At 72.0% G+C, this 17566-nt stretch carries 17 protein-coding genes and 2 pseudogenes; 7 read left to right on the top strand and 12 right to left on the bottom strand.

The window, feature by feature from the left end; all coding sequences use genetic code 11:
* The first annotated feature begins 22 nt into the window (after positions 1–22).
* Together ABZV31_RS22275 and ABZV31_RS22270 are read left to right on the top strand one after the other, a co-directional pair.
* Positions 23–1936, top strand: a complete 1914-nt coding sequence (locus ABZV31_RS22275) for a septum formation family protein (RefSeq protein ID WP_355896489.1) — start codon at positions 23–25, stop codon at positions 1934–1936.
* Positions 1937–1949: 13 nt separating this feature from the next.
* Complete coding sequence (locus ABZV31_RS22270) at positions 1950–2120, top strand: hypothetical protein (RefSeq protein ID WP_355896486.1); 171 nt, start codon at positions 1950–1952, stop codon at positions 2118–2120.
* Positions 2121–2123: 3 nt separating this feature from the next.
* On the opposite strand, the gene ABZV31_RS22265 is transcribed toward ABZV31_RS22270, so the two are convergent.
* Genes ABZV31_RS22265 through ABZV31_RS22250 form a run of 4 tightly spaced genes read right to left on the bottom strand, consistent with a single transcriptional unit; the run spans position 2124 to position 6168 of the window.
* The gene (locus tag ABZV31_RS22265; protein WP_355896483.1) at positions 2124–3329 is read right to left on the bottom strand and encodes a histidine kinase; all 1206 of its coding nucleotides are present in this window, start codon (positions 3327–3329) and stop codon (positions 2124–2126) included.
* Complete coding sequence (locus tag ABZV31_RS22260) at positions 3326–5038, bottom strand: cation acetate symporter (RefSeq protein ID WP_355896480.1); 1713 nt, start codon at positions 5036–5038, stop codon at positions 3326–3328. Before ABZV31_RS22260 ends, ABZV31_RS22265 begins: the two co-directional genes overlap by 4 nt.
* Before the next feature lie 4 nt (positions 5039–5042).
* Complete coding sequence (locus tag ABZV31_RS22255; RefSeq protein WP_355896477.1) at positions 5043–5402, bottom strand: hypothetical protein; 360 nt, start codon at positions 5400–5402, stop codon at positions 5043–5045.
* A 10-nt stretch (positions 5403–5412) separates the two neighbouring features.
* The gene (locus ABZV31_RS22250) at positions 5413–6168 is read right to left on the bottom strand and encodes a LytTR family DNA-binding domain-containing protein (RefSeq protein ID WP_355896474.1); all 756 of its coding nucleotides are present in this window, start codon (positions 6166–6168) and stop codon (positions 5413–5415) included.
* A 77-nt stretch (positions 6169–6245) separates the two neighbouring features.
* On the opposite strand from ABZV31_RS22250, the gene ABZV31_RS22245 reads away from it, so the two are divergent.
* The 3 genes from ABZV31_RS22245 (at position 6246) to rocD (ending at position 8903) form a co-directional block, all read left to right on the top strand.
* The gene (locus ABZV31_RS22245; protein ID WP_355896471.1) at positions 6246–6758 is read left to right on the top strand and encodes an Lrp/AsnC family transcriptional regulator; all 513 of its coding nucleotides are present in this window, start codon (positions 6246–6248) and stop codon (positions 6756–6758) included.
* Between the two features lie 115 nt (positions 6759–6873).
* The gene (gene ddaH / locus ABZV31_RS22240; RefSeq protein ID WP_355896468.1) at positions 6874–7686 is read left to right on the top strand and encodes a dimethylargininase; all 813 of its coding nucleotides are present in this window, start codon (positions 6874–6876) and stop codon (positions 7684–7686) included.
* The gene (gene rocD / locus ABZV31_RS22235; RefSeq protein WP_355896465.1) at positions 7683–8903 is read left to right on the top strand and encodes an ornithine--oxo-acid transaminase; all 1221 of its coding nucleotides are present in this window, start codon (positions 7683–7685) and stop codon (positions 8901–8903) included. The genes ddaH and rocD overlap by 4 nt, the downstream gene beginning before the upstream one ends.
* 46 nt (positions 8904–8949) lie before the next feature.
* Here rocD and ABZV31_RS22230 read toward each other — a convergent pair.
* From ABZV31_RS22230 to ABZV31_RS22210, 5 genes and pseudogenes are all read right to left on the bottom strand, one after another.
* Positions 8950–9114 (bottom strand): annotated as a pseudogene (locus ABZV31_RS22230) (CBS domain-containing protein); the annotation flags it as partial.
* Positions 9115–9337: 223 nt separating this feature from the next.
* Positions 9338–9835, bottom strand: a complete 498-nt coding sequence (locus ABZV31_RS22225) for a DUF4396 domain-containing protein (protein WP_355896462.1) — start codon at positions 9833–9835, stop codon at positions 9338–9340.
* Between the two features lie 177 nt (positions 9836–10012).
* Positions 10013–10687 carry a DUF305 domain-containing protein gene (locus tag ABZV31_RS22220; protein WP_355896459.1) on the bottom strand — a complete coding sequence of 225 codons (675 nt, stop codon included), beginning with the start codon at positions 10685–10687 and terminating at the stop codon, positions 10013–10015.
* A gap of 105 nt (positions 10688–10792) precedes the next feature.
* A complete protein-coding gene (locus tag ABZV31_RS22215) occupies positions 10793–11218 on the bottom strand; it encodes a DUF6153 family protein (protein WP_355896457.1) in 426 nt (141 codons plus the stop codon).
* A gap of 65 nt (positions 11219–11283) precedes the next feature.
* Entirely contained in the window at positions 11284–11907 is a 624-nt protein-coding gene (locus tag ABZV31_RS22210; protein WP_355896454.1) for a DedA family protein, read from the bottom strand.
* A 515-nt stretch (positions 11908–12422) separates the two neighbouring features.
* On the opposite strand from ABZV31_RS22210, the gene ABZV31_RS22205 reads away from it, so the two are divergent.
* Together ABZV31_RS22205 and ABZV31_RS22200 are read left to right on the top strand one after the other, a co-directional pair.
* Positions 12423–13148 carry a lysophospholipid acyltransferase family protein gene (locus tag ABZV31_RS22205; RefSeq protein ID WP_355896451.1) on the top strand — a complete coding sequence of 242 codons (726 nt, stop codon included), beginning with the start codon at positions 12423–12425 and terminating at the stop codon, positions 13146–13148.
* A gap of 70 nt (positions 13149–13218) precedes the next feature.
* Positions 13219–14227 (top strand): annotated as a pseudogene (locus ABZV31_RS22200) (NAD-dependent epimerase/dehydratase family protein).
* Between the two features lie 51 nt (positions 14228–14278).
* On the opposite strand, the gene ABZV31_RS22195 reads toward ABZV31_RS22200, so the two are convergent.
* From ABZV31_RS22195 to ureG, 3 genes are all read right to left on the bottom strand, one after another.
* The gene (locus tag ABZV31_RS22195) at positions 14279–15844 is read right to left on the bottom strand and encodes an alpha/beta hydrolase (RefSeq protein WP_355896579.1); all 1566 of its coding nucleotides are present in this window, start codon (positions 15842–15844) and stop codon (positions 14279–14281) included.
* A gap of 161 nt (positions 15845–16005) precedes the next feature.
* Positions 16006–16773 (bottom strand): urease accessory protein UreD, encoded by a 768-nt coding sequence (locus ABZV31_RS22190; protein WP_355896577.1) that lies wholly within the window; start codon positions 16771–16773, stop codon positions 16006–16008.
* Positions 16761–17438, bottom strand: coding sequence for an urease accessory protein UreG (gene ureG / locus ABZV31_RS22185; protein WP_355896448.1), 678 nt, complete (start codon positions 17436–17438; stop codon positions 16761–16763). Before ureG ends, ABZV31_RS22190 begins: the two co-directional genes overlap by 13 nt.
* Positions 17439–17566: the final 128 nt, after the last annotated feature.

Here is a 17566-nt window from a genome sequence, read left to right as displayed (position 1 = left end):
CGCCGAACCCGGGAGTCATCGGATGCCTTCAGGATCACCGACGTCGGGAGTGGGCCGGGTCATCGCCGGCCGTTACCTGCTGCTGAACCGGCTGGGCAGCGGCGGCATGGGCCATGTGTGGCTCGCCCACGACCGGAGACTCGCCTGCGAGGTCGCCCTCAAGGAGGTCGTGTTCGGCAGCCCGGCGGAGGCCGACGCCGAGCGGGAGGCGCGGGTCGCCCGGGCCCGGGCCGAGGCCCGGCACGCGGCCGGGCTGCGCGGCCATCCGCATGTGGTGACCGTGCACGACGTGCTGGAGCACGAGGGGCTGCCGTGGATCGTCATGGAGTACGTGCCGGGCGCGGTCGACCTGCGCGAGCTGGTCGCCCTGCGCGGCCCGCTGCCGCCCGCCGAGGGCGCCCGCGTCGGGCTCGCCGTGCTGGACGCGCTGACCGCCGGGCACGAGCGGGGCGTCATGCACCGGGACGTGAAACCGGCGAACATCCTGCTCGCGCCGGACCGCAGCGGTGCGCCCTGCGCGCGGGTGCTGCTCACCGACTACGGGATCTCCGTGCGGCCGGACGCCGGTGAGACGCGCTACACACTGACATCCGTCCTCGTGGGCACCGCGGGCTACCTGGCACCGGAACGCGCCACGGGCGGGCCGCCCACGCCGGCGGCCGACCTGTTCTCGCTGGGCTGCACGCTCTACTACGCGGTCGAGGGACAGGGCCCCTTCGAGCGCGAGTCGCACCTCGCGGAGGTCACCGCGGTGGTCATGGAGGAGCCGCGGCCGCCGGCGCGGGCAGGCGCCCTGGGGCCTGTCGTGCAGGCGATGCTCGAGAAGGACCCCGCGCGGCGGATCCCGGCGGCCGAGGCGGAGGCGGCGCTGTCGCGGATCGTCATGCCGCAGTCCGAGCCGTACGAGCGGACCCGGACCGACGTGGGGTCGCAGCCGCCCTGGGGGGCGGTCCCGCGCACCGGCCCGGACGGACCCGGACCCGCAGTCGCGTCCGCCGCCGGTCCGCACGGGTTCGGGCCGACGGCCGCCTCCGCCACCGGTGCCCACGTGAACGGGCCGGCGTCTGCCGCCGACCCCGCCTCGCAGGCCCGGCCACCCGACCGCGGCAGGCGCCACCACACCCGTCCCCGTCTCCTCCAGCCCGTCCTGGCCGGAGCCCTCGGTCTCGTCCTCGCCCTGGGCGGGGTCTGGTACGCCATGGCGCAGCGGACGACGGACGGGACCGCACCGCCGTACGGGAAAGCGGTCGGGCTGAGCACGCCGCTCAAGGACGGCGACTGCGTCCTCGCCGACTGGCCCGGCGCGGCCCGATTCCAGGGCACGCCGCGGCTCACGCTGGACCGCACCTGCCGGGACGAGGCGTCGGACGGTCAGGTGATGGCGTTCGTCGGAACGGCGTCCGCGGCCGAGGCGCGTCGGCTGGGTCCGGCCCGGTGCGAGGAGCGGACGCAGGAGGTCCGGGAGAGACTCGCGGACGTCCGGGGCTTCGCGGTCGTACCCACCGAGGCGGGGTTCGAGGCCGCCGGGCGGCGCACGGCCTGTCTGGTCCTGGGCGCGCACGGACCGGTGTACGGCCCGCTGGGCGGGCACCGCAGGACGGGCTCGGCCTTCACCGACACCGCCACCATGCAGAAGCGGGACTGCCTGGACGTCCACTCGAACCGGGACGCCCGCCTGGTCTCCTGTACCGGTCCGCACGACCAGGAAGTGATCGGGTTCACCCGGCTGGGCCCCGCTGTCACGCTCGCTCAGGCGCGCACCGCGTCGGACGCGGCGTGCGCGCGGGACGTGCCGCCGCGCGACTACGGCTTCGATCCGTCGGTGTACGAGGCGGCGTCCTGGACGAGCGAGGGCCCCTGGAAGTCCGGAACTCATGTGGTCGTGTGCACCGTCAGGAAGCAGAACGGGGGCACCATGGAGGGGGACGAACCATGAGGAGGGTGTTGCGATGCCCGGTTCCACGGACGGTTCCACGAAGGCGATGGGGGTGCTCACCGTCGGCGGCCTCGTCGTGGTGACGGCCTACACGGTGGCGCTCGGCAGCAACGGCTGGCTGTGGTTCGGCTGGGTCGTGCTGGGCCTGCTCACCCTCGGCCTGATCGTCAGCCGCGGCACCTGACTCTCACTCCTCGGTGAGCCGCGCCGAGGAGTGCACGCCCGGCTGGTACTTGGGGAGCCGGGCGGTGATCTTCATGCCGGCCCCCGGCGCGGTCTCGATGACGAGGCCGTGGTCGTCGCCGTAGACCTGGCGCAGCCGGTCGTCGACGTTGGACAGTCCGATGCCGCCCGAGGGGCTGACCTCGCCTGCCAGGATGCAGCGCAGCAGGTCGGGGTCCATGCCGGCGCCGTCGTCCTCGATGACGACCAGTGCCTCGGCGCCCGCGTCCTGCGCGGTGATCCGGATGTGGCAGGTGCCGGTCTTGCCCTCGAGCCCGTGCTTGACGGCGTTCTCGACGAGCGGCTGCAGGCACAGGAACGGCAGGGCGACGGGCAGTACCTCCGGGGCGATCTGCAGGGTGACGGCGAGGCGGTCGCCGAAGCGGGCCCGGACGAGCGCCAAGTAGTGCTCGATGGCGTGGAGTTCGTCGGCGAGGGTGGTGAAGTCGCCGTGCCTGCGGAACGAGTAGCGGGTGAAGTCGGCGAACTCCAGCAGCAGTTCGCGGGCGCGCTCGGGGTCGGTGCGGACGAACGAGGCGATCACCGCGAGGGAGTTGAAGATGAAGTGCGGGGAGATCTGGGCGCGCAGCGCCTTGATCTCGGCCTCGATGAGCCGGGTGCGGGACTGGTCGAGGTCGGCGAGCTCCAGCTGGACGGAGACCCAGCGGGCGACCTCGGCCGCGGCCCTGACCAGGACGGCGGACTCGCGGGGTGCGCAGGCGACGAGGGCGCCGTGCACGCGGTCGTCGACGGTGAGCGGGGCTACGACGGCCCAGCGCAGCGGACACTCCGGAGCCTCGCAGGTGAGCCGGAAGGCCTCGCCGCGGCCGGTCTCCAGGGGGCCGGCCAGGCGTTCCATGATCTCGGTGCGGTGGTGGGCGCCGACACCGTCCCAGGCCAGGACCTGCTGGTCGTCCGTGAGGCACAGCGCGTCGGTGCCGAGCAGGGAGCGGAGCCGGCGGGCCGACTTGCGGGCGGTCTCCTCCGTCAGCCCGGCCCGCAGCGGGGGCGCGGCGAGGGAGGCGGTGTGCAGGGTCTGGAAGGTGGCGTGTTCGACGGGGCTGCCGAGCCCGCCGAGGCTCTTCGGGCGGGCCGTGCGCCGGCCGAGCCAGAAACCGGCGGCCAGCAGCGGCAGGACGGCCACGCAGAGCCCGGCGAGGAAGCCGCTCATGCCTTCACCTCCGCCCGCATCTGCTCGGGGAGGTGGAACCGCGCCAGGATGGCCCCCGTCCCGGCCGGCACCCGGCCCGGCGTGGCCAGGGACACCAGCACCATGGTGAGGAAGCCCAGCGGCACCGACCACAGGGCCGGCCAGGCGAGCAGCGCGTGCAGCGGACCGGTGCCCGGGTAGCCCGCCATGGTCACGGCGACGGCGACCAGCGCGGAGCCGCCGCCCACCAGCATCCCGGCGGCCGCGCCGGGCGGGGTGAGCCGCCGCCACCAGATGCCGAGGACGAGCAGCGGGCAGAAGGAGGAGGCGGACACCGCGAAGGCGAGCCCGACGGCGTCGGCGACCGGCAGCCCGCCGACCAGGACGCTGGCGGCGAGCGGTACGACCATGGCGAGCACCGTGCCGAGCCGGAAGTGTCGTACTCCGCGCGACGGCAGGACGTCCTGGGTGAGCACTCCGGCCACCGCCATGGTCAGGCCCGAGGCGGTCGACAGGAACGCGGCGAAGGCGCCGCCCGCGACCAGCGCGCCGAGCAGGTCGCCGCCGAGGCCGCCGATCAGGCGGTCGGGCAGCAGCAGGACGGCGGCGTCCGCGTCTGCCGTGAGGGCGAGTTCGGGGGTGTAGAGGCGGCCGAGGGCGCCGTACACGGGCGGCAGCAGGTAGAAGCCGCCGATCAGGCCCAGCACGGCCACCGTCGTACGGCGGGCGGCCACGCCGTGCGGGCTGGTGTAGAAGCGGACGACGACGTGCGGCAGACCCATGGTGCCGAGGAAGGTGGCGAGGATCAGTCCGTACGTGGCGTACAGCGGGCGTTCCTCGCGGCCCGCGGCCGACGCGCTTGAGATGCCGCCGTTGCTGCCGCGGTCGGCCTCGGGGACCCGGGAGCCCCGGGCGAAGGTCAGTCGGGTGCCGCGCTCGACGTGGTGGGTGCCGACGGGCAGCCTTACCCTCCGGTCGTCGTGGACGTGGCCGTCGACCGTGCCGCTCACGGTGACGGTGAGCGGCCGGTCGAGGTCGAGGTCGAGGGTGTCGTCGACGCGTACGGTGCGCTGCTCGCGGAAGGCGGCCGGTTCCTCGAAGGCCGGGTGGGGCGCGCCGTCGCCCTGCCAGGCGAGGACGAGGAAGAGGGCGGGGACGAGCAAGGCGGTCAGTTTCAGCCAGTACTGGAAGGCCTGCACGAAGGTGATGCTGCGCATGCCGCCCGCGGCGACGGTCGCCACCACGACGACGGCGACGATCAGGCCGCCGAGCGCGTCGGGCGCACCGGTGAGTACCGCCAAGGTGAGCCCGGCGCCCTGGAGTTGGGGCAGCAGGTAGAGCCAGCCGACCCCGACGACGAAGGCTCCGGCGAGCCGCCGTACCGCAGGGGAGGCGAGCCGGGCCTCGGCGAAGTCGGGCAGCGTGTAGGCACCGGAGCGGCGCAGCGGGGCGGCGACGAAGAGGAGCAGGACCAGATAGCCGGCCGTGTAGCCCACCGGATACCACAGCATGTCCGGGCCCTGGACCAGGACCAGGCCCGCGACGCCCAGGAAGGAGGCGGCGGAGAGGTACTCGCCGCTGATGGCGGCCGCGTTCAGGCGCGGGCCGACGGTGCGGGAGGCGACGTAGAAGTCGGAGGTGGTACGGGAGACGCGCAGGCCGAACGCGCCGACGAGGACGGTCGCCACGACGACGAGGGCGACGGCGGCGACGGCGTAGCCGGAGTTCACGGCGTCAGCGGTCCTCGACGAGGCGCACGAAGTCGCGTTCGTTGCGTTCGGCGCGGCGCACGTACCAGCGGGCGAGCAGCACCAGCGGTGCGTAGAGGCAGAAGCCGAGCACTGCCCATTGGAGGCGGCGGGCGTCCGGGGCCGCCGCGAACACCAGCGGCAGCGGGCCGACGAGCAGCACGAGCACCGCGAACACGGCGAGGGCGGCGCGCAGTTGGGTGCGCATCAGGGAGCGGACGTAGGTGTGGCCGAGGGTGGTCTGCTCGTCGATCTCCGTGCGCGGGCGGTAGGGGACCGGGGCCCTGCGGGTGCGGCGGGGCGGGCCGGTGACGACGACGCGGCGTTCGGTCGGGTCCTGAGGCATGACATCCTCCTCAGCGCGCGGTCCGGCGCATCAGCAGCTCCCGCAGCTCGCGGGCGTGGCGGCGGCTGACCTGGAGTTCCTCAGTGCCGACCAGCACGCTCACGGTGCCCGCGTCCAGGCGGAGTTCGCCGATGTGGCGCAGGGCGACCAGGTGGCGGCGGTGAATGCGGACGAAGCCGCGGGAGCGCCAGCGTTCCTCCAGGGTGGACAGCGGGATGCGGACGAGGTGGCTGCCCTTGTCGGTGTGCAGGCGGGCGTAGTCGCCCTGCGCCTCGACGTGGGTGATGTCGTCGACGGCGACGAAGCGAGTCACACCGCCGAGTTCGACGGGTATGTGGTCGGGATCGGGCTCGCTCACGGGGATCCGTGGGGCGGTGTCCCGCAGTTGGGCGGCCCGGCGGACGGCCTCGGCGAGGCGCTCCTTGCGGACGGGCTTGAGCACGTAGTCGACGGCCTTGAGGTCGAAGGCCTGCACGGCGAAGTCCTCGTGGGCGGTGACGAACACGATCAGCGGCGGCTCGGCGAACCCGGTCAGCAGCCGCGCCAGGTCGAGCCCGTCGAGACCGGGCATCTGGATGTCGAGGAACACCACGTCGATCGCGTCGGGCCCGGCCGGCCCGGACTGCAGCGCCCGGTTGATGCGGCGCAGCGCCTCGGTCGCGTCGCCGGCGCCCTCCACACTGCTGATCCTGGGGTCCGCGTTCAGCAGGTAGAGCAGTTCCTCGAGCGAGGGGCGTTCGTCGTCGACGGCGAGGGCGCGCAGCATGAACGTGGAGTGTAGGAGGAATCCGCATGCCTGGACATGTGCCGGGTGTGAACGTTGCCGCTGGATACAGTGCCGACATGAACAGCAGGCCAGCGCCGTTCGACGAGCTCGACCGGAAGATCCTCACCGCCCTGATGGCGAACGCCCGCACCAGCTTCGCCGAGATCGGCGCGGCGATCGGCCTGTCCGCGACCGCGGTCAAGCGCCGGGTGGACCGGCTGCGCGAGACCGGCGTGATCACCGGGTTCACGGCCACGGTGAAGCCGTCGGCGCTGGGCTGGCGCACGGAGGCGTACGTCGAGGTGTACTGCGAGGGCGCGGCTCCGCCCCGGCGGATCGCCGAGGTCGTCCGCAACCATCCGGAGATCACGGCGGCGATGACGGTGACCGGCGGCGCGGACGCGCTGCTGCACGTGCGGGCGCGGGACGTGCAGCACTTCGAAGCGGTGCTGGAGCGGATCCGGACGGAGCCGTTCATCCGCAAGACGATCAGTGTGATGGTGCTGTCCCACCTGCTGCCGGAGAGCCCGGAGGCGGGCGCCAGCCACCCCGCGCCCGAGGACGCAGCAGACGTGCGTCGACCCGGCTGAGAACGCAGCAATCCTGCTCGTACGCGCAGCTTTCCTTGCTTGTCGCCCGTCTCCGTCCCTTCCTACCTTGGTGTCAACCGTCAGTCGACACCTCAGGAAGCGGAGGAACACCTCTGTGCCCGAAACCCGTGTGCCGCGCCGGCGGCGCTTCCTCGTCTGCGAACCCAGACACTTCGCCGTGCAGTACGCGATCAATCCCTGGATGCATCCCGACGCCCCCGTCGACGTCGGCTGCGCCCAGGAGCAGTGGCAGGCGCTGATCCGTGCCTACCGCGCCCACGGCCACACCGTCGACACCGTGGAGCCGGTGCCCGGTCTGCCGGACATGGTCTTCGCCGCGAACGCGGCGGTCGTCGTCGACGGCCGCGTCTTCGGCTCCCTCTTCCACGCGCCCGAGCGACGCCCCGAGTCCCTCCCCTACGACACGTGGTTCAAGTCGGCCGGCTTCGACGTCCACCGCCCCGAGTCGGTGTGTGAGGGTGAGGGCGACCTGGTGCCGACGGGCCGCTGGATCCTCGCCGGCACCGGCTTCCGCACCACCCGCGAGGCTCATCGCGAGGCGCAGGAGTTCTTCGGCGTCCCGGTGATCAGCCTGACGCTGGTCGACCCGTACTTCTACCACCTGGACACGGCACTGTTCGTCCTCGACGACGAGAACATCGCCTACTACCCGGAGGCGTTCTCGCCCGGCAGCCGCGAGGTGCTCGCCCGGCTCTACCCTGACGCGGTGATCGCCACCCGCGAGGACGCGATGGCCTTCGGCCTCAACTCGGTCTCCGACGGACGCCACGTCTTCATCTCACCCGGGGCGACGGCCCTCGCCGACCAGCTCGCCGACCGAGGCTACGTCCCTGTTCCCGTCGACCTGTCCGAGTTCCACAAGGCAGGCGGCGGCATCAAGTGCTGCACCCAGGAGATCCGCTCATGACCGCACCCGCCCGTACGCGTTCGTCCGCCGACCTGATCCGCGCCGAGGAGCCGGTCCTCGCCCACAACTACCACCCGCTGCCCGTGGTCGTCGCCCGTGCCGAGGGCACCTGGGTGGAGGACGTGGAGGGCCGCCGCTACCTCGACATGCTGGCCGGCTACTCGGCCCTCAACTTCGGGCACCGCCACCCCGCACTGATCGAGGCCGCGCACCGCCAGCTCGACCGGCTGACCCTCACCTCGCGCGCCTTCCACAACGACCGGCTCGCCGAATTCGCCGAGCGGCTGGCCGGGTTGACGGGGCAGGACATGGTGCTGCCCATGAACACCGGCGCCGAGGCGGTCGAGAGCGGCATCAAGGTGGCCCGCAAGTGGGCGTACGAGGTCAAGGGCGTCCCGGCGGACCGGGCGACGATCGTGGTCGCGGCCGACAACTTCCACGGCCGTACGACGACGATCGTCAGCTTCTCCACGGACGAGACCGCGCGGTCGGGCTTCGGCCCGTTCACCCCGGGCTTCCGGATCGTCCCCTACAACGACCTGGCGGCCCTGGAGGCGGCCGTCGACGAGACGACGGCGGCGGTGCTGATCGAGCCGATCCAGGGCGAGGCGGGCGTCATCATCCCCGACGACGGCTACCTCACCGGCGTGCGCGACCTTACCCGCCGCGCGGGCTGCCTGTTCGTCGCGGACGAGATCCAGTCGGGACTCGGTCGCACCGGACGCACGCTCGCCGTCGAGCACGAGGGCGTCGTCCCGGACGTCCTGCTGCTGGGCAAGGCGCTGGGCGGCGGCATCGTGCCGGTGTCGGCGGTCGTGGGGCGCCGGGAGGTGCTGGGCGTGCTGCGGCCGGGCGAGCACGGGTCGACGTTCGGCGGCAACCCGCTGGCGGCTGCGGTCGGCACGGCTGTGGTCGAGCTGCTGGAGACGGGCGAGTTCCAGCGCCGCGCCGCCGAACTGGGCGCTGTCCTGCACGAGGGGCTGGCCCGGCTGGTCGGCAGGGGCGTGGTCGGCTTCCGCTCCCGCGGCCTGTGGGCGGGCGTCGACATCGACCCGGCCATCGGCACCGGCCGCGAGATCAGCGAGCGCCTGATGCGGGAGGGCGTCCTGGTCAAGGACACCCACGGCTCCACGGTCCGGCTGGCGCCGCCGCTGACCATCACCGAGGACGAACTGCGCTCGGCACTGGGGTCCTTGGAGAAGGTACTGGTTGGCTGACCGCCGCCTCCGCCGGGGGCGCCCCCGGCGGGCGCCCCCGGCGGGCCTACTGGTTGGACTTGGCCGCGCTGATGTCCCCGAGCGCGGACCCCGGGTCGCGTTCCACGGCCATGTCACCGAGGGAGACGATGCCCACGGGGTGGCCGTCGTCGACGACGGGGAGGCGGCGGACGGAGCGTTCGCGCATCAGCTCCACTGCGCGGTCCAGGTCGGCCGGTGCGGCCCCTGGGCAACACCTTCGGTTCGCTGACCCAGTGGCCGGGCCTCCTGCGGAGCTCGTCTGGCCGGCGGCGATGCGGGTACCTGCTCAGGTGACGGGACTCCCGGGGAGATGACTCCCCGGCGATTCGGCGGGGCGGTACGGCACCCGGATCACCGGCCCGCTGGAGGAGCTGCCGGAACCGGACGGCCGGGCCTGACGACCCGGCCGTGGGTCAGTGGTAGGCGTGGACGACCGCGTGGCCCTTGCCCCGGCCGATCATCCACCGGTTGACCGGGGTGGTCAGCACGAAGGCCAGGGCGAGGGAGAGGACGAGCGAGATCCAGAACAGGGCATCGGAGAGGTCTGCGTCCATCGCGCCGGGCACGCCGACCATGACGGTGTTGTCGATCAGCTCCATCACCGCGATGGACACGGTGTCGGCGGCCAGGGCGACCGTGAGCGCCCGGCGGACGGGGACTCCGGCGCGCAGTACGCCGCGCATGGTCAGTGCGTACCCGAAGACGAAGGCCAGCGCGACGGAGATCACGACGGTGACCGCGTTGTGCAGGCCGGCGGCGGTGCCGATGACCATGCCGAGGACCTCGCCGATGGCGCAGCCGGTGAGGCAGTGCAGCGTGGCCTGCGCGGCCATCCGCCAGGAGGCACCTGCCGGGTTGTGGTGATGTGCGTGATGCTCGGGTCGGTGGCGTGCGTGTACCGAGTGGTCCATCGTGGCCCTCCCTGGTGATCAGGTCTCACCACACAGCAACCAATATACCCCCTGGGGGTATTCCGTATTCCCCTCCCCGCTCCTCCCCACTCCTCCCCACGCCTCCCCACGCCTCCCCTCCCCCGTCGCCTCCGGGGCAGCCACGCAGGTGACGCCGCCGCCCCGGGGCGCGTGGGGTCACTGCTCGCCGAGCATCTTCTTCATCCGGGTGATCTCGGCCGACTGCGAGGTGACGATCGACTTCGCCATCGTCATGGCGGGACCGTAGGCACCCTTGGCCTGCTCGGTCTTCGCCATCTCGACGGCGCCCTGGTGATGGCTGATCATCATCTGGAGGAACGCCTTGTCGAAGGCGTCACCGGAAAGCTTCTCCAGCTTGACCATGTCACCGTCCGCCATCATGCCGGGCATCGACGAACCGGAGTGCTCCATTCCAGGCATGCCCTCCATGCCGGACGCGCTGCTGTCCGGGACCTTCTCACCCCAGGCCTTCAGCCAGCCCGTCATGGTGTTGATCTCCGGATCCTGCGCCTTCTTGATCTTCGCGGCGAGGTTTTTGACCTGCTCGGACATGGCCCGCGACGGAGCCAGGGCGGCCATGGTGACGGCCTGCTGGTGGTGCGGGATCATCTCCTGCGCGAACGTGACGTCCTGCGCGTCGTGGCCGCCCCGCCGGGTGGCGGCGGTGGCCGACGGGCCGGCGGAGGTCGAGCCCGCGCCGTGGCCGGAGTGGCCGGAGTCGCCGGCCGACGAGGGATCGCTGTCGCTGCCGCAGGCGGTCAGAAGCACTGCGAGGGTCGCGGCGGCGACCGGCGCGGCCGTCCAGCGGATGAGAGAACGGTGAGTTGCCATGAGAAGTACAGCTCCTTGAAGCGCCCGCATGCAGGCACGCGGGAACAGCGGATCATGAGACGGACCGGAGCACGTCACCCGGGGTGGGGTGTCGCGCGGGCGCCTCTAGATCCGCAGGAGCTGTAGCTCGGACAGGTCGGGCGGGGCCCGGCCGTCGACCGTGCGGGCGGCCGGGTTGCTGCGGGCCGCCGCGGCAGGTGCGCCGGGGACAGTCGGCGCGGGCAGCAGGGCGGGCGGGGCATACGCGCTGCCGGTACCGGCGGCGGCGCAGGTGCCGCCGGCGTGATGCATGGCCGTGTCGCCGCCCGAGTCCGCGTCGGACAGGTGGCGGCAGGTGTCGCCGGCCGTGTGAACGGGCGCAGCGTGATGTTGGGTCGTCCCGACCGGCATCATCGTGCTGTGCTGCCCCGACGCGGGCATGCCGGTCGGCGCCAGCGCGTGCATCGCCAGCACCCCGGCCACCACAGCCAGGACGACCAGCATCCAGCGGGCACGGCTCGCTGAGAAGCGGGTGCGCACGCCGGACGTCATGGGCTCATCCTACGGAGCCGCCGACAGACCCGGGGCCCCACCCACCGTTCGACCGGGTGACGTCCTCACTCCTGAGGTCGCCTGCGCCGCACCAGGTGCCGTACCAGGAAGACGAGGAGGAGGACGCCGAGCGCGACGAGCACGTGGATCTGGTACCGGGTGATCTCGTCGTAGACGGCGGTGATGTGCTCACCCGCCACGTAGGCCACCGTCACCCACAGGCCCACCCACAGCGCCGCACCGAGGGAGTTGAAGACCAGGAAACGGTGCCAGGGCATGCCTGCGGTGCCGGCGATGATGCCGTTGGCCTGACGCAGCCCCTCGATGAACCGGGCCACCGTGACGATCTTGCCGCCGTGCCGGGTGAAGAACCGCTCGGCCGCCTGGAAGCGTTTCGGGGTCAGAAAGACGTACCGGCCCCAGCGGTGGACGAAGGCGCGTCCCCCGGTCCGGCCGATCAGGTAGCCGATGTTGTCCCCGGCGACGGCCGCGGCGAACGCGATCACCGCCACGGCCACGATGTTCAGCCGCCCCGCCCCGGCGTAGACGCCCGCCGCGATCACGATCGTCTCGCCCGGGGCGGGAATCCCGAAGTCCTCCACGAAGACCACGGCGCCGACGGCCCAGTAGCCGTAATGGCTGAGCAGCGGTGCCAGGTGCGCCAGCGGACCCGGAAGCGGAGGGGCCATGGTCCCCACCGTACGTCGCCGGCCGGCCACTCATCATGGCGATCCGGTCGCGCCACGCCCGGCGTGCGTCGTACGGAAGAAGAACGGGGACACGACGGCGGAGGACGTCCTGAGCTCGGCTTGCGGCATGCCGAGTCATCGTCGCACCTGAGGGGCCCGGCCGGACGTCCACGACGCTCCGGTGGCTGCCCGAGGACTCTGCGGCTCGGGTCTGACAGAGAGCGGCACCGCTGCAGCAGCCACAGGCTTGCCAGTCATGGTCGTGATCCGGTCACGCCCCGGCATCAGGTTGATCTGTACCGACCAGTAGCAGCACCCTGGTCCGGCGGCCTTCCCCACCCGCGCGAGTACCACCCCCGACCGCCGCTCTGAGGACTCGTCAGCAACCTCCGCCTCGGTCGGCCGGACCAGGTGCCACGCGGCTGCGCTGCACATACACTGGCACCCCACGACATGCCGGTTGACCTGCTAGAACGCGGCGGTTGAGCCGATCCGCACGAGTGAGGAGCGACCCCTTGTTCTACTACCTGCTGAAATACGTGTTGCTGGGTCCGCTGCTGAGACTGGTCTTCCGGCCGCGCATCGAGGGTCTCGAGCACGTGCCGTCGTCCGGCCCGGCCATCATCGCGGGCAACCACCTGTCGTTCTCCGACCACTTCCTGATGCCCGCGATCCTCAAACGGCGCATCACCTTCCTGGCGAAGGCCGAGTACTTCACGGGCCCGGGGATCAAGGGCCGGCTCACCGCGGCCTTCTTCCGCAGCGCCGGACAGATCCCGGTCGATCGCTCCGGCAAGGAGGCCGGTCAGGCCGCGATCCGCGAGGGGCTCGGTGTACTGCGCAAGGGGGAGCTCCTCGGTGTCTACCCCGAGGGCACGCGGTCGCACGACGGCCGTCTGTACAAGGGCAAGGTCGGAGTCGCGGTCATGGCTCTCAAGGCCCAGGTTCCGGTGATCCCCTGCGCGATGATCGGCACGTTCGAGGCCCAGCCCCCCGGCAAGGTCATCCCCAATATCCACCCCGTCGTCATCCGTTTCGGCAAGCCCCTGGACTTCTCCCGCTACGTCGGCCTGGAGAACGAGAAGGCGATCCTGCGCGCCGTCACCGACGAGATCATGTACGCGATCCTGTCGCTGTCCGAGCAGGAGTACGTCGACCAGTACGCGGCCGTCGCCAAGGCCGAGCAGGCCGCCTCGAAGGGCGAGAGGGAGCGCAGGTTCCCGCGCGCGCCCCTGAGCTGATCTCTGCCGTCGGCAGAGCACCCTGGGGTTCGCGGCCCGGTGCCCGTACGGTCGCGGCATGAGACGTGCTGTGGTGATCGGAGCGACGGGGCAGATCGGACGCCCGACGGTGAACGCGCTGGCGCGGGACGGCTGGGAGGTGACGGCCGCATCGCGCGGCGGCGGCCGGGACCGGACCTGGCCGGCGGAGGTACGGGCGGTACGGCTCGACCGTGACACCGACGGGGCGCTGTCGGAGGTGATCGGCGTCGGCTGCGACCTGGTGGTGGACATCGTCGCCTACGGAGCCGTACACGCACGGCAGTTGACCTCTCTCGCCGACCGCGTCGGATTGGCCGTGGTGATCTCCAGCGTGTCGGTGTACGAGGACGACAAGGGCCGCGGCTTCGACACTCAGGAGGAGCCGGACGGCTTCCCGGACTACCCGGTGCCCATCCCGGAGGGACAGCGCACCCTCCCGCCGGGCGACTCGACGTACAGCACCCGCAAGGCCGCCCTGGAGCGCGAACTCCTCGCGGCCGGAGACCGGTTGCCGACGACGCTGCTGCGCGCGGGCGCCGTTCACGGCCCGTACAGCCCGCTCCCCCGCGAGCTGTACTTCGTGAAGCGCAACCTCGACGGCCGGCGCAGGAGGGTGCTCGCCTTCCGCGGCGAGAGCCGGTTCCACCCGGCGAGCGCCCGCACCGTCGCCGAACTGGTCCGGCTGGCCGCGGCCCGGCCGGGTTCCCGGATGCTGAACGCCTGTGATCCGCAGGCGCCGACGGTCGCCGAGATCGGTGCGGCAGTCGACAAGGTGAAGGGGGGCGAGACGGGGACCGCGTTCGTGGACGGCGCCGCGCCGAGCGGCTCCGTGGGCAGTTCTCCGTGGTCGGTGGAGCGGCCGGTCGTGTGCGACATGCCGGCTGCCGAGCGGGAGTTGGGCCACCGAGCCGTGGTCACGTATGCCGAGAGTTTGCCGGAGACGGTGGAGTGGCTGACGCACCGCTTGGCCCGGCAGGACTGGCGGGAGGCGTTTCCCCTGCTGGCCGGGGCCTGACCTGTTCGACTACGCGGCGGAGGACGCCTGGTTCGGCGCATGAGGAAGGGGCGGCCGCGGATGCCGGCCGCCCCTCATCACGTACGACTGACGTCTACGGCTTCGGCGTGGCGTGCGGGCCGCAGGTCACGTCCGCGGCGTCCACCTTGCCGGTGAGCAGGTAGGCGTCCACCCGGTCGTTGATGCACGGGTTGACCAGGCCGGTGACGCCGTGGGAGCCCGCGTCCTTCTCGGTGATCAGACGGGAGCCCTTGAAGCGCTTGTGCAGTTCGACGGCACCGTCGTACGGGGTGGCGGCGTCCCGCGTGGACTGCACGATCAGCACCGGCGGCAGGCCCTTGCCGGTCTTGACGTTCACCGGGGTCTGCTGCTTGACCGGCCAGGTGGCGCAGGGCAGGTTCATCCACGCGTTGGACCAGGTCAGGAACGGGTAGTCCTTGTTGAGCCGGGTGTTGTCCCGGTCCCACTTCGTCCAGCTGGTGGGCCACTTGGCGTCGGTGCACTCGACGGCCGTGTAGACGGCGTTGCCGTTCTCCGAGGAGATGTTGCCCGCGGTGTCCGACATGTCCGGGGCGGCCGCGTCGATGAGCGCCTGGGTGTCACCGGCGACGTACTTGCCGAACACCGTCGCCACCGGCACCCACGAGGAGTCGTAGTAGGGGGCGCTCTGGAAGAAGGAGAGGAGTTCGGCCGGGCCGACGACCCCGCCGATCGGGTTCTTCTTCGCGGTGGCGCGCAGCTCGACCCACTTCGCCTGGACGGCGGCGCGGGTGGTGCCGAGGTGGAAGGTCGCGTCGTTCTTGGCGACCCAGTCCTCCCAGTCCTTCCAGCGGCCCTCGAAGGCCACGTCCTGGTCGAGGTTGGCCTGGTACCAGATCTTCTCGCGGGACGGGTTGACGACGCTGTCGACGATCATCCGGCGGATGTGGCCCGGGAACAGCGTGCCGTAGACGGCGCCGAGGTAGGTGCCGTAGGAGACGCCGAGGTAGTTGATCTTCTTCTCGCCGAGCGCGGCGCGGATGACGTCCAGGTCGCGCGCGGTGTTCGGCGTCGTCATGTACGGCAGCATCGCGCCGCTGCGCTCGTAGCAGCCGTCGGCGTACTCACGGGCCAGCTTGCGCTGGGCGCGCTTGTCGGCCTCGGAGTCGGGCACCGGGTCCATCTTGGGCGCCTTGACGAACTCCTGCGGGTCGATGCAGGAGATGGGTGCCGAGTGGCCGACACCCCGAGGGTCGAAGCCCACGAAGTCGTACGCCTTCGCCGCGTTCGCCCAGATGGGGTTCTTGGAGGTGACCCGGGCCGGGAAGCGCAGGCCGGAGCCGCCCGGACCGCCGGGGTTGTAGATGAGCGCGCCCTGGCGCTCCTTCTTGGTGCCGGTGTTGCCGATGCGGTCGACGGCCAGCTTGATCTGCTTGCCGTAGGGCTTCGCGTAGTCGACCGGCACGCTCACCCAGCCGCACTGGATCGGCTTCGCCAGGCCCCAGTCGGCCGGGCAGTCCTGCCAGTCGATCCCGGCCTTCGCCGCGCGGGCCGCGGCGATCGCGGCGCCGCGCGCCTCGCGGTCCTGGCCGTCGCGGCTGTCCGCACTGGCCGCGGGCGCTGCGACTGCGCCGGCTATCAGAGTCGCCGTGACGAGCGCACCGGCCGAACCGAGCGCCATCACCCGGCTCTTCGGTCTGATGTCCCTCAAGTGGGACCTCCCCCTGCATCGTTGCGAATGGTACGGGGGATCCTTGCGGCTGTGAGGTCCCTGAGAACAGGGTTTGTTGACCTTCTTTGCCAATCCGATAACCGGCGCAGCGTGTCCCGCTCAGCGGAGACTCAGCCGAGGGTTGCCAGCGCCTTGTCCAGCAGGCGGCGCAGCAGCAGCGCGTCGGGCGCCACCGCGGTGACGAGCGCGGCGGGCCCGGCGAGCGGGACGAGGGCAGCCCTCTCCCCGAGCACCCGGGCCGTGACCGGCTCGCACGCAAACTCCGGTCGAACCACGACAAGTTGCCCCACGGCCCGATGTCCTGCCAGCGCGGCGGGACCGTCCCAGCCGCCCGGCGCGCCGGGACCGCAGGCCAGCTCCTGGTCCAGCACGGTCCGTCCCGCGATCCGGACGGCAAGACGGCTGGTGAGCCGACCGGGTTCCTCTCCCGCACGTCCGAGCACCTGCTCCTCGCGCAGCACGAGCCGGGCCGTCGGGGCAAGGGCGACGCGGGTGGTGACGTACAAGTCACTCCCCTTCGCGGAGATCAACTGCTCGGGCAGCCAGTGCAGTTCGCCCCCGTCGGCGACGGTGAGCCGTACATCGTACCGCGCCTCTGCCTTCGCCTGCCCCGGCAGCGCCATGGTGGCGGCGGCCGATCCGACCCGCAGCCGGGCCCCGTCCGCCACCTCCGCCTCCACGGTGAACCGGTCTCCGCCGAGCGGCCCGCTCATCGCGCCCACGAGCATGACCCGCGCCTCGGCACCGCTGCCCCGGGTGCGCCGCAGCGCGAGCGGCCCCTCACCCTCCAGCACGGGCAGGGACGTACCGCCCCGGCCGTCCCTTCGGGCGACGATCCGTGCGGTGGCCCGTACGCCGGTCGCCGTCACGCCGTCCAGGCGGCGAACTGTGCCCGCACCCAGTCGGCGACGTCCTTCACACCGGTCCCGCTCCGCAACGACTGGAGGACGACCGGCAGTTCGGCCCGGGCCGCCTTGGCGTCGGCGGCCATCCGCGCGAGGTCGGAGCCGACGTACGGGGCGAGGTCGGTCTTGTTGACGACGAGCAGGTCGGCGGTGGTCACGCCGGGGCCGCCCTTGCGCGGGATGTCGTCCCCGCCGGCGACGTCGATCACGAAGATCTGCGCATCGACGAGCCCCTTGGAGAAGGTCGCGGTGAGGTTGTCCCCGCCGGACTCGACAAGGACGATGTCCAGAGGTCCGACCGCCTCCTCCAGGTCCTCGACCGCTTCCAGGTTGGCCGAGATGTCGTCCCGGATCGCCGTGTGCGGGCAGGCCCCCGTCTCGACGGCCGTGATCCGCTCCGGCGGCAGCACGGCCTCCCGCAGCAGGAACTCGGCGTCCTCGCGCGTGTAGATGTCATTGGTGACGACGGCGAGCGACAACTCGTCGCGCAGGGCCCAGCACAGCGCGGCGACGGTGGCGGTCTTGCCGGACCCGACGGGACCGCCGAGACCGATCCGGAGGGCACGACGGGTGCCGTCGGGACGGTGGGCGTCGGCACTGACAGCGGCCGGACCGTCGTGGGATTGGTCGAGGTGCATGAGACAACGGCTCCAAATTTCGGCCCGGTCGGGCTTCTTCCAGCCCGACCGGCGTTCGAGGACGAGGCAGTTCAGGCCGATCGGAGGTCCAGGGGCAGAGCCCCCCGGCGGGGCCGAAGGGGCGGAGC

It is taken from the genome of Streptomyces sp. NPDC005202, assembly GCF_040608235.1.
GTDB lineage: Bacteria > Actinomycetota > Actinomycetes > Streptomycetales > Streptomycetaceae > Streptomyces.
The sequence above is the reverse complement of the archived record's forward strand: the minus strand, read 5'-3'. Positions and strand labels throughout refer to the sequence as shown.